We start from the raw sequence: 12440 nt of genomic DNA, 5'->3' as shown, positions 1-12440 counted from the left end.
CTGTATACCAATAATTCTGGGGATCGCGTACTCTATTACCCGTCAGCAGTCAGCGTGGGAAAACCCAGAGACTGCTAATTGTCATGAAACCTTGAGTTAAGTCGGGAATAATTAATATGCTAGACACTGCGATCGAATCTATTCAAGCCAGAGAAATCCTCGACTCCCGCGGCCGCCCCACCATTGAAGCTGAAGTTTACCTAGCCAACGGTGTTGTAGGACTCGCCCAAGTCCCCAGCGGCGCCTCTACAGGCTCTTTTGAAGCCCACGAACTCCGCGATGGCGACAACAAACGTTACGGCGGCAAAGGAGTCCTAAAAGCCGTCGATAACGTCGAGCACAAAATTGCCCCCGCTTTGGCTAATCTAGATGCGATCGACCAAGCGCTGGTAGACAAAACCATGATTGACTTGGACGGTTCCCCGAACAAATCCCACCTCGGCGCAAATGCCATTCTCGGAGTCTCCTTAGCCACAGCAAAGGCGGCAGCCGAAACTTTAGGGCTCCCCCTTTACCGGTACTTGGGCGGGCCCTTGGCAAACGTTTTGCCCGTACCACTGATGAACGTGATCAACGGGGGATCTCACGCTAACAATAATGTGGACATTCAAGAATTTATGATTGTCCCTGTGGGCGCGCCTTCTTTTAAAGAAGCTTTACGCTGGGGTGCAGAGGTATTTGAATCCTTGAGTAAAGTCTTAAAAGCTGAGGGTTTGCTGACTGGTGTGGGTGATGAAGGGGGTTTTGCGCCTAATCTTAAATCCAATCAAGCAGCTTTGGATTTGTTGATTGCAGCTATTGAAAAAGCTGGCTACAAACCGGGTGAACAAGTTGCTTTAGCTTTGGATGTTGCTGCTAGCGAATTTTACAAAGATGGGCAGTATACTTACGACGGTGTGGCTCATTCGCCGGCAGAATTAATCGATTATTTGGATGGTTTGGTGAGTCAATATCCCATTGTTTCCATTGAAGATGGTTTGCATGAAGACGATTGGGAAAGTTGGGTAGCGCTGACGCAGAAAATGGGCAGCAAGGTTCAATTGGTGGGTGACGATTTATTTGTTACTAATCGCACGCGGCTGCAAAAAGGAATTGATTTGAAAGCTAGCAATTCGATTTTGATTAAGCTGAATCAAATTGGTTCTTTGACAGAGACTTTGGATACGATCGACCTCGGCAAACGGAACAGCTATCGAGCGGTCATCAGCCACCGTTCCGGTGAAACTGAAGATACCACAATTGCAGATTTAGCGGTAGCGACTCGCGCCGGTCAAATCAAGACTGGTTCTTTGTGTCGCAGCGAACGGGTGGCTAAATACAACCGTTTGTTACGGATTGAGGACCAATTGGGCGATCGGGCAATTTATGCTGGGTCGATCGGTTACGGGCCAAAATAACACTTGGTAATCGGTAATTGGGAATGGGTAATTGGTAATCGGTAATTGGGAATGGGTAATTGGTAATCGGTAATCGGTTAGTTTTTAATTTTCATCACCAATGCCCAATGCCCAATGCCCAATGCCCAATGCCCAATTACCAATTAAGGATAGAAAGCCAATTGTGGCAAACCCAAAGTTTCTTCCCAACCCATCATCAAGTTCATGCACTGGATGCCTTGACCGGCTTGTCCCTTAATTAAATTGTCGATCGCCGATAGCACAATCACCCTGTCAGTACGCGGATCGACTTCGATGCCGATATAACAAAGATTCGTGCCGCAAGCCCATTTTGTTTGCGGATAAACTCCAGCAGGCAACACTTTTACCCAAGGACAATTGCGGTAAAAAGCGCTGAAAATTGTGATTAAATCTTCCCGCACCAAACCTGGATCACGCAAAGTTGCGTACACAGTCGCCAGAATTCCCCGCACCATCGGAATGAGGTGGGGAGTAAACTGAACTTTAATATCGTGTCCCGCTAAATCGCTGCAAATTTGCTCGATTTCTGGTGTGTGGCGGTGGCGGCCAACGCCGTAAGCGCCCAGAGAACCCTCTGCTTCAGCCAACAAGAGATTAACTTCGGCTTTGCGGCCCCCTCCCGAAGCACCGGATTTGGCGTCGATAATTGCTGTTTCTGGCACAATGAGGCCTTGTTTGAGCAAAGGTGCCAGGGCTAACAAACTAGCAGTGACGTAGCAGCCGGCACAGCCTACTAACTGAGCATCTTTAATTCGATCGCGATACAATTCTGGCAAACCGTAAACAGCCGTTGCAGCCAGTTCAGCGTCTGATCGATCCCCGCCGTACCAAGCTTTGTAAGTTTCCAGGTTTTCAAATCTGTAGTCAGCCGACAAATCTAAGACTTTGCAGCCTTTTTCTATCAGCGTCGGTGCCATTTTGCAAGCTAAACCGTTCGGCAGGGACAGAAACACAACTTCACATTTTGCCGCTATTTTGTCGAGGTCGATCGCCTCGACTGTCAAATCAATGCAGTTAGTCAGATGCGGATAAAGGCTGGAAAAAGGTTTTCCCGCACTGCTATCCCCGCCCAAATAGACTACTTCAGCCGCTGGGTGATCTGCCAGCAGTCGCACAAGTTGCACGCCGCCGTACCCTGAAGCGCCGATAATTCCTACAGGCACACGTCCAACATCTCCCATTTTCCTTTATCCCCTCAGCCTTTGAAGTCAAAAACGCTTGAACTTTTGCTGCATTGTAGTACCAAACGCCAACTTTGGTGGCAAAGAATTGTGTTGTTTTGTTTTGGAGGTGCATTTTTGTTAATTTTCGGCTGTTTGACCGATCGCCAAAACCCTAAAATTAACAAACTGATGTGCGATCGTGCTATAAAAAACTTACTTTAACCCATCCCCAAACCGGAGATTAACATTTTTCCCTCGAAGCTCGAACCTCGAAGCTCAACATCCATCCGTTAAATCTGTTAAATCTTGTACACGGCTTCGTTGCCGAACTTCCTATGGGCATAGTTGTAGAAAACGTATCAAAACAGTTTGGCAGTTTCCAAGCACTCGATCGAGTCAGCTTAGAAATTGAATCTGGTTCCCTAGTCGCATTGCTTGGCCCGTCTGGTTCCGGCAAGTCTACACTGCTGCGACTGATTGCGGGTTTAGAAATGCCCGACTCCGGCAAAATCTGGCTGACAGGCCAAGATGCGACCAATACTAGCGTCCAAGACCGCAAAATTGGGTTCGTGTTTCAGCACTACGCGCTATTCAAGCACATGACAGTGCGAAAAAACATCGCTTTCGGGATGCAAATTCAGAAAACACCACCCGCGAAAGTCAAATCCCGGGTAGAAGAATTGTTGAATTTAGTGCAATTGGCAGGATTGGGCGATAGATACCCGTCGCAACTTTCAGGAGGCCAGCGACAGCGGGTGGCCCTCGCCAGAGCCCTGGCTGTGGAACCGAAAGTGTTACTGCTAGACGAACCTTTTGGAGCTCTCGATGCCAAAGTTCGCAAAGACTTGCGTGCTTGGTTGCGGCGACTGCACGACGAAGTACACGTTACCACAGTCTTTGTGACGCATGATCAAGAAGAAGCGATGGAAGTTGCCGATCGAATTACAGTAATGAATAAAGGTAAAATCGAACAAGTCGGCACACCCGCAGAAATTTACGACCATCCCGCTAGTGCTTTCGTAATGAGTTTTATCGGTCCCGTCAATGTATTGCCCAGCAGTTCAAGAATGTTTCAAGACAACGGCTTTGACTCAGCCAACCCAGAGATTTTCTTGCGCCCTCACGACGTAGTAATTGAAACTACAGAAAATAGCGCAACAGTGCCTGCAAGAATCAGTCGCTTGATTCATTTGGGATGGGAAATTCAGGTAGAATTAACCTTAGATGACGGTCAAGTAGTAAACGCTAATTTGACTAGAGAAAGATTCGATAGTTTGAACTTGCAGCCCCAGCAAAGAGTGTTCGTAAAGCCGAAAGATGCCAAGTCCTTTCCACTTTTTTATTCCATCTAAGAGCAATTCTGAAAACTCAAGCTAAATTTAGATTGGATACTGCCTTTCCAAGAATGTGGCGCGGTGCGGTGTCTCTACAAAAAAAATCTAGGGACACGGCACCGCGCCGTGTCCCTAATCTTTTATACTGACAAGTGTCCGCTGACTACTGCGCGCTGAGTTAGTCTTTAATTTTGTTGACAGCTTTTTTGACTTGTTGCTCAAAGGATGTAGCTTGTGTATTGGAAGGATTTTTCATTTTTTCAATGTCAGCGTCTCCCTGAACTTCGTTGGGTCCTTTGCTGGCTTTTTCTTGAGTTTCTTCCAAGGACATTGGTTTTTTCAGTACAGCTTCTTGAGATTCTTTTTCAATTCCTAAAAGTTGGTCTTCACCTTTGGTGGGGCTGCTAGTAACTGCAAAAGCAGGGAAAGCATTAGAAACAAACATCAAGGCACAAAAACAAACAGCTATTAAAGTGCGGACTAAACGCTTGGCAGGGAAGTTAAAGCTGATAAAAGACATACAAAATTTCTCCGTTTTTAGAAGTTTTGATCGCTAAGATTGTTAACAGGCTGAAGCTCACTCATATTCTGCACAATCTTTAACTCAATTTTGATAAAAGCAACCGTTGCTTTCTTTCAAACTGAGCTAATATATAATATTTAGCTGAAAAAGCTGGTATTTGAAATCCTTCTCAGGGAATATTTCTAGATGACTGGCGTCGGTCGCCCCAAGACCTTTATGTAGAAGGCACTTGTGTAGAATCAAAAAAATTCTCTATAAGTGCCTTCGGATGCGCCTCACATAGCGGTATCAATCTCAGTAACTGGTTTTATCGTGGCGTGGGGGCGGGTTTATTTAGCCTGTTTGCAATGTGAGAGGGCGCTTGAGTGAACCCGCAGAGGGGTTTGTTGAAAATATTGCAAGATACAAGATATGAGATGCGCCCGACTATCCACTGACTAATGACTAATAACCAATGGCTGCTGCTGTCGCACGGGAACTTGATATTTTGCTAGATAAGTTTTAATTTCTCCTACACTGAGTTGCCCGTAATGCAGCAGGGAAGCCAGCAGGGCTGCTTCTGCTTTGCCCTCAGTCACGGCTTCGTAGATGTGGTGACAGTTGCCGGCGCCACCGGAAGCAATGACGGGAATTTCGACCATTTCGGCAATGCTTCGAGTTAATTCCAAATCGTAACCTGCTTGAGTGCCGTCCGAGTCCATGCTTGTCACCAGAATTTCGCCGGCGCCGCGCTGTTCGGCTTCCTTTGCCCAGGCGATCGCATCTTTTCCGGTATTTTCTCGCCCTCCGCGCACGTACACGTCCCAACCAGGATTATCTGCGTCTTTCCGTTTGCGAGCGTCGATCGCCACTACAATGCACTGATTACCAAATCGATCGCTGGCTTTGTCAATTAAACTCGGATCGCGCACCGCCGCCGAATTAATACTCACCTTGTCTGCGCCCGCCCTCAATAAACTTTTAATTGTGTCTAAGGATTGGATACCGCCGCCCACCGTCAAAGGGATAAATACGCGATCGGCCGTTCGGTACACCACATCGATCATAATATTCCGGTCTTCGTGAGTCGCTGTAATATCCAGAAACACCAACTCGTCAGCACCCGCATCATTGTAAACCTGAGCCATTTCTACCGGATCGCCAGCATCCTTAAGGTTGACAAAATTGACACCTTTGACCACGCGACCGGCTTTCACATCCAGACAAGGTAAAATTCTTTTCGACAACATACAATTCTCTTCCTATTTAACTTACTCGGCGGGAAGTGTCCCGCTATAACTGTACTCATCTTAGCGGTGGGATGAAAGCCAGGGTAGTTTTTTCCCGTCCTGTTTGTGTTCTGGACTCCTAGCTGGAGAACGAGTTAAACAGGCAAGAATTAACCAATCTCTCAGCTATCACAAGACGGTAACAATCAATAAAATTCGTTTTAAAAATTTGATAAATCCTCATAAATTTCGCAACGATTGCCACAACCAAGCAGTCAAAAGCGAGAGCTATGGCATTTAGCAGCTTACTCTAGCATAGAGGATTTTTACTCTTAGTGGTTCGCTACGCTCCTCACCAACAGTTCATCTCAGAACAAAAGACCTTAATCAGTCTAATTCGGGGCCTGCTAGAAAATTATTAAAATTATTCAAAACGTTTCTGCTGGAATGGACTTTGACACGCACCTTGCTGTTGTGCCCGATTTCTTAAAAATCGCTGATGGTCATAAGAATGGCGGGATATCAAGTACGCACTTTTCTAAAAATTGTTTTTTACAGTGAAAGTATGAACACTCGTTTTACTTTGGGAGTATCACTTCTGCTGGCAGTATAATAGTAAAAGTAGAACCCTTACCAACCTCGCTTTCAACCAACGTATCTCCACCCATAATCCGAGACAAATTTCTAGTAATTGCTAACCCTAATCCAGTACCCCCATACTGTCGTGTAGTTGAAGCATCAGCCTGGGTAAATGGTTGAAACAGTTTTTCTATTCGTTCTGGAGCTATACCAACGCCAGTATCACTTATCTTAAATAAAATATAGGGAATGGCTGATTTCAGTTCTTCTCCCTCGGCTATTCCAGATTTTCTATATTTTTTTTCTACCTTAATAGTAATTTGACCTTTTTTGGTAAATTTGCTGGCGTTACTAAGCACATTAAATAAGCTCTGACGTACCTTAGTTAAGTCGGTTTTCATATCTCCCAAATTGTCTTCATAGTTAACTACCAATATATTAGCATTCTTCTCCACCAGTGGCTTAATCATCATGATGACTTCCCTAATTAAATCTGAGATATTAACGGTTTCTAAGTAAAGTTCAACCTTCCCAGATTCAATTTTGGACAAATCAAGAATGTCGTTAATTAGTCCAAGTAAATGTGTGCCTGCACCGTGAATTTTTTTCAGATCTGGGATAAAAAATTTTTGCTCTAAATCTTCGGCTTCTTCTTGCAACATTTCGCTATAGCCAATAATCGCATTGAGAGGGGTACGAAGTTCATGGCTCATGTTGGCGAGAAACTGGCTTTTGGCAATGTTTGCGGCTTCGGCGGCTTCTTTAGCTGCTAATAATTCCACAGTCCGTAATTCAACTTTTTCTTCTAGGAGTTGCTTCTGTTGTTCGAGCTTTTTAGTTAAATTATATAATTTTAAATGAATTCTAATTCTCGCTAAAACTTCTTCACTTTGGAAAGGTTTAGAAATATAATCTACGCCTCCCACAGATAATCCATTGACTTTATTATGTGAATCTGATAAAGCACTTAAAAAAATTATTGGAATTTCGCAGGTTAAGGGATTAGCTTTCAATCGCCGGCAAGTCTCAAAGCCATCAATACCGGGCGGCATCATTATATCTAATAAAATTAGTTCGGGCGGGTGATATTCTACTTGTTCAAGCGCCGTTTCACCATCAATAGCAACGGAAACTTGATAACCCACGTCGGTCAATATGTGGGCTAGAACTTCTAGGTTATTGGGATTATCATCTACAATCAAAATAGATTGATTGTCTAAGTTTTCAGTCATACATAATTTACTGGGGATGGGATACATAAATTTACAACATTTTTGGGGTTAGGGAGTATTTAGGTATTTCTCTATGTAAGTTCGCACCTGTTTAAGCTTGAAAGCTTTAGCCAATTCGCGCAGATTTTGAATAAAAGGGATAAACTGCTTGTCTATACGTTCAATCCTCGTCAACTCTTGTAGTAAATCGTTAATCAATCCCTTACGACTAAGATTATACAAGATTAGCAAGTCATCATGGGAAGGTGGCACAATCTCAACCACTTGTTTTGTCAATTCTCTTGTGGTTTGCGGTTGTAACTTATCTTCATATATCCATTCTAATTTCAGGAGAGATTTGATCGTATTTAAGAGGCTATCAGCTTCGATAGGTTTGGGCAAAAATTCATTAGCTCCAATCTCTATACTTTTTTGCATATCTGACTCGAATACACTGGCTGAAGATACGATAACTGATAAATTAGCAGATGATGCTAATTTTCGCAAACTTTTCACCATTTCATAGCCATCCATAATCGGCATAACAATATCCGTAATAACCAGATTTGGCTGAACCTCAGCAATTTTATCTAGTCCTTCTTGACCATTTTCAGCCTCAAAAAGTATAAACCCAATAGGGCTGAGTAAATTAACAATAACAGAACGGTTTTCCCAATGGTCATCTACTACTAGAACTTTGGGCTGATCGCCGTTAAAACCAATAATAACACCCTGCTCAGAACTTTTAGAAGTTTTTGCCCATTCCTTAGCTTGGGGTAAATCTATCTCAAACCAGAAAACACTACCTTTTCCTAATTCACTTTCAACTTCCAATGTACTGCCCATCATATCAACAATCTTTTTGCTGATAGCTAATCCTAGTCCAGTCCCTTCGGATTGCTTTTTTATAGTACCAGACTGCTCAAAGGGCAAAAATATATTTTTAACATGATTGCTCGATATCCCAATTCCTGTATCTTCAACTTGGAATATAATTCGATATAAAGGTACTTCCCTAAACTCATCTTCCAAGAGTTTTGATTTAATTATAAATTTCACGCTACCTTGTTCCGTAAACTTAATAGCATTGCCTAATAAGTTAATCAATACCTGTCGCAATCGTTTTTCATCCGCAAAAATCCCAAGTGGGAGTTCACCTTCGATGGTATAGATAAAATCAATTCCCTTTTGATCAGCCCTGATCCGACAAATTTCAACTACTGCTTGCAGAAAAGCGGGAAAATGAAAATCTGTAGCATATATTTCCATTTTCTCGGCCTCGATTTTAGAAAAATCAAGGATATCGTTAATCAGAGTCAGGAGGTGGGAGCCACATTGGTTAATAATATTAATTCCTTTTTGATCTGACTCAACTATGTGTTTCGAGCGCTGGAGAATTTGGGCATACCCTAAGATACCATTGAGAGGTGTCCGCAGTTCGTGGCTCATATTAGCTAGAAACTCACTCTTAGCACGGTTAGCAGTATCCGCCACTTCTTTCGCGTGTTTAAGCTCTACAGTTCTGTCTTCAACTCGCAGTTCCAATTCCTCATTAGTTTTCGCAAGCGCAGCAAAAGATTCGCGGACTTGCTGAGCCATTTTGTTAAATAAATATCCCAAACGGCCCAATTCATTTTGGCGGTTTACATTAACTTGAACATCAAGATTTCCAGCAGCTATACTCTCAGTTGCTGCCATTAATTTATTGAGGGGTGCAGAAATTTCTCTCCCTAAAATTAAGAACACAATAATAATTTCAATCAGTAATGCACCTAGCCCTAGCACTAGAATCATACGAGCAGTAGCCAAGGCTTCTTGGGTGAGTAGAGATTTAGGGAAAACTGTGACCAAGTACCAATTTGGCTCATCAATTCTAGTAACACCCAAGTATTCATCATAGTCAGGATTGTCAATAATCATATTGTCCTGTTTATGAGTCTTGACTAATTCATAAATTCGCCGCAGATGAGCATCTCCTGATTGGGCGATGGAGAATTGCCCATTTCCCTTTTGAATATTTTGCATAAGTTCTGGGTGAGCTACTAGCCGCCCATCGGCTCGAAAAATCATATTGTATGTGCCTTTCAGTCCTTCATTAATAGTGCGTTTCTGCAAATCATCTATTAAAATATCATGGCCTAGTGTAGCAATATGCTTGCCATCCACATCTAATGGTGTCACACAGGATGCCATCCAAGCTACAGCTACTTGGTCGTAATAAATGCCTGTCCAGACTGTTTTGCGTTCTGGATCGTAGATAGGGCGGGTAATTTGGAATGACTCGTCATCTGTGACGCGGAACGATTCACTAGAAGGTGCTTTTAGCGACCAGGGATACTGGTGCATATACATAATCATACCATTCTCAGGAATTTGCGTATAGGTGTTAGCAAAGCGATTGCGCCATGCTGGGCCATAAGCATTTATTGTTTTATATAAAGCCACTATTCTTCGCTGCATCTCAGTATCAACATTAACATTTTTTCCGAGGAAAAGGCCCCCAGTTTTGTCGATTTGAAATAGTTCAGGCCGATTGCGAATTGAGCCATCTGGATATTTGACAAAGTTTTGATCAAATTCCACTTTTGGATCGCTATCTGCTTCTGCTTTTAGTTGATCTAATAAAGCTTGTTTGAGCAACTTATGGTTATCTTCAGCTAAGGTAAATATTGCTCTTTCGCGTTTGGAGCGTAATTTGATGTATTGCTCTAACTGCGTGAGTGAATTAGCAGTAATCCTTGAGATTATTTGGAAGTAGCTAATAGCGGTGGATGCGATAACAACCATCCCCATGCCAAAAGCTATCTTCAAGAGTGTTTGTTTGGTCAGGGATTCTTGGGGTCTATTTTTTTTGTTACGATTTTGGGAGATGATAGAGTCAGATAATTTTATTTTTTGGAACCAATGTATTTTCATTTTTTGTATTTTAGTAAATTTCCATCAAACTATGTCAAACTTTTATTCTCTTTATTCTCTAATACTCTCAATTAATTGTGAGATTTTTGTATGGTAACTGCCCCGTATTTTTTGCCATTAATGGGGTATGCACCGATCACTACCTACAATATTTGCACAAATCATTGAGTGGTAATAGATCACAGAAAACCTTGACGACGGAAGTAGGATAAATAAGCATTTAATACAGAATGATTAATGGGAGGACAGATAATATCAGTAGCTACCAGTCCATCCTGAGTGTTGCGGTCATCAAATTTTTGACATACAAAAGATGTGGTTTCGATAAAAGTTTTTTGGCTATTATTTATTTTTTTCATAAAGAGAGAAACCATGGGAGTTAAAGCATTATCGGGAGACATATTCAGTAGTTTTGCCTGCCACTGCGGGTAAGGAATAGAAGGGAGGACATAACCAAGGGTATTAAGATTCAAGATAAGTTCGTTCATTGTTAATACATGGGGACTTAATACATGAAATGTCTTGTTAAAAGACTCTGGTTGATGCGATAAATACCGCACCGCCTGAACTATATAATCCACAGGAGCGAGATTCATCTTGATATCTAATTCAGGGCCATACCCTAATTGAATCAACCCCTTGATTATCAAACAAATCGTATTACTGAGTTGAAAAGCACCTGTTTTGCTATGACCTGTCACCATTCCCAAACGATAGATGGAAACTGGTAAACCGCGATTGCGGGCAGCCATAACTAATTTTTCAGCCACCCATTTACTTTGAGCATAACCATCGGAATATCCTTCAGCGCTAAGTAAATCGTCTGTTTCAGCAATTAATTTCATACCATCATAGTTCGACGCTTGAAAGATATCCAGAGTAGAAATATAGTGGACAGGTGTAATTTTAGTCATGGTGGCTAGACGCAATATCTCCTTTGTCCCACCCACATTGGCATCCCGTAACGCCGTGTAGGGATAAACCAAATTGACATAAGCACCACAGTGATAAATCACTTCAACGATATCTGCTAATTCACTAAAATTTGGTGTCGATAGTCCCAAAAATGGCTTTGATAAATCTCCAATTATGGGGATAATTCTCCTACTAAATTCTTTTTCCCAAATTTCGTAATTTTGCAGAGTGCTACGCAGTCGAGAGGTCGCGGTTTCCAAATTATCCGCACGAACTAAACAATAAATAGTCGCTTGGGGATGATGCAGCAACAATTCGTGCAATAGAAAAGCACCAACAAAACCCGTTGCCCCTGTCAAGAAAATGTGCTTCGGTCTAAATCTGGTAATTGTGAATGGGTGAATAGTTTCATCTAAGACTGCATCAGCCGATAAGTCAGCACTATTTGTTTCAAAAATTGCCGTAGATCCCGAAGACCGCACAGCCTCAATTACTTCAGCTAATCCAGCAATTGTCGGAGATTTAAACAGGCAATCTAAAGACAATTCTACTGGGAAAGCTTGCGATAGTCGATTTAGTAATAAGGCGGCGCGTAATGAATTGCCGCCTGACTCAAAAAAGTTTTGATGGATACCAATTTGCACTCCTAAAACAGCAGTCCAAATTTCAACCAATTGTTTCTCTATTTCCGTGCGTGGAGCAACAATTGTTTCAACATTATCAAGAGTTGGTGTCGGTAGTGCCTGCCGATCTATTTTACAATTAGGTGTTAATGGCAAAGCATCCATAAAGACCACAAGCGCAGGAATCATGTACTCAGGCAATTTTTCTTTTAGCATTGCTCGGAAGCCTGCTGAACTCTGCTTTAATGCTTGTGAATACAACACCACATAAGCAACTAAGTAATCGTGTCCATGAGCATCATTACTAACAACCACGACCACATCCTTCACCGCAGGATTATCGAAGCAGGCTGCTTCAACATCTTTTAATTCAATTCGGTGTCCCTGAATTTTGACTTGGTAATCACTGCGCCCAATAATGGCAATATTACCGTCGGGAAGATAACGAGCTAAGTCACCTGTTTTATAAAGACGACCGCCCGGTTCATTGTTAAAAGTATCCTCAATAAACCTTTCCTCAGTTGTAAGGATTCAGGTCTGTGATTGAGGA

The 12440-nt window shown here is 42.5% G+C and carries 8 protein-coding genes; 2 read left to right on the top strand and 6 right to left on the bottom strand.

Going from position 1 to position 12440, the window contains the following annotated elements; translation table 11 throughout:
* The first annotated feature begins 116 nt into the window (after positions 1-116).
* Complete coding sequence (eno, locus tag QUA77_RS14150; protein ID WP_445302078.1) at positions 117-1397, top strand: phosphopyruvate hydratase; 1281 nt, start codon at positions 117-119, stop codon at positions 1395-1397.
* Between the two features lie 143 nt (positions 1398-1540).
* On the opposite strand, the gene argC is transcribed toward eno, so the two are convergent.
* A complete protein-coding gene (gene argC / locus QUA77_RS14145) occupies positions 1541-2599 on the bottom strand; it encodes an N-acetyl-gamma-glutamyl-phosphate reductase (protein ID WP_333041095.1) in 1059 nt (352 codons plus the stop codon).
* Between the two features lie 317 nt (positions 2600-2916).
* Between argC and QUA77_RS14140 the strand changes: the two genes are divergently transcribed.
* On the top strand, positions 2917-3933 hold the full coding sequence (locus QUA77_RS14140; protein ID WP_333041096.1) for a sulfate/molybdate ABC transporter ATP-binding protein: 1017 nt from the start codon (positions 2917-2919) through the stop codon (positions 3931-3933).
* Between the two features lie 160 nt (positions 3934-4093).
* On the opposite strand, the gene QUA77_RS14135 is transcribed toward QUA77_RS14140, so the two are convergent.
* The 5 genes from QUA77_RS14135 to QUA77_RS14115 all read right to left on the bottom strand — a co-directional run bounded on the left by QUA77_RS14135 (position 4094) and on the right by QUA77_RS14115 (position 12265).
* The gene (locus tag QUA77_RS14135; protein ID WP_333041098.1) at positions 4094-4435 is read right to left on the bottom strand and encodes a low temperature-induced protein; all 342 of its coding nucleotides are present in this window, start codon (positions 4433-4435) and stop codon (positions 4094-4096) included.
* 440 nt (positions 4436-4875) lie between these two features.
* Positions 4876-5667: an imidazole glycerol phosphate synthase subunit HisF gene (hisF, locus tag QUA77_RS14130; RefSeq protein WP_333041100.1), complete on the bottom strand. Its 792-nt coding sequence runs from the start codon at positions 5665-5667 to the stop codon at positions 4876-4878.
* A 557-nt stretch (positions 5668-6224) separates the two neighbouring features.
* Positions 6225-7457, bottom strand: a complete 1233-nt coding sequence (locus QUA77_RS14125; RefSeq protein WP_333450680.1) for a hybrid sensor histidine kinase/response regulator — start codon at positions 7455-7457, stop codon at positions 6225-6227.
* 48 nt (positions 7458-7505) lie between these two features.
* Positions 7506-10352: an ATP-binding protein gene (locus QUA77_RS14120; RefSeq protein WP_333450678.1), complete on the bottom strand. Its 2847-nt coding sequence runs from the start codon at positions 10350-10352 to the stop codon at positions 7506-7508.
* 179 nt (positions 10353-10531) lie between these two features.
* Positions 10532-12265, bottom strand: coding sequence for a thioester reductase domain-containing protein (locus QUA77_RS14115; RefSeq protein ID WP_333450757.1), 1734 nt, complete (start codon positions 12263-12265; stop codon positions 10532-10534).
* Between the last annotated feature and the right edge of the window lie 175 nt (positions 12266-12440).

Source organism: Microcoleus sp. K5-D4, from assembly GCF_036704575.1.
GTDB lineage: Bacteria > Cyanobacteriota > Cyanobacteriia > Cyanobacteriales > Microcoleaceae > Microcoleus.
Note: the sequence above shows the minus strand (reverse complement) of the source record. Positions and strands in the feature narration are given on the sequence as shown.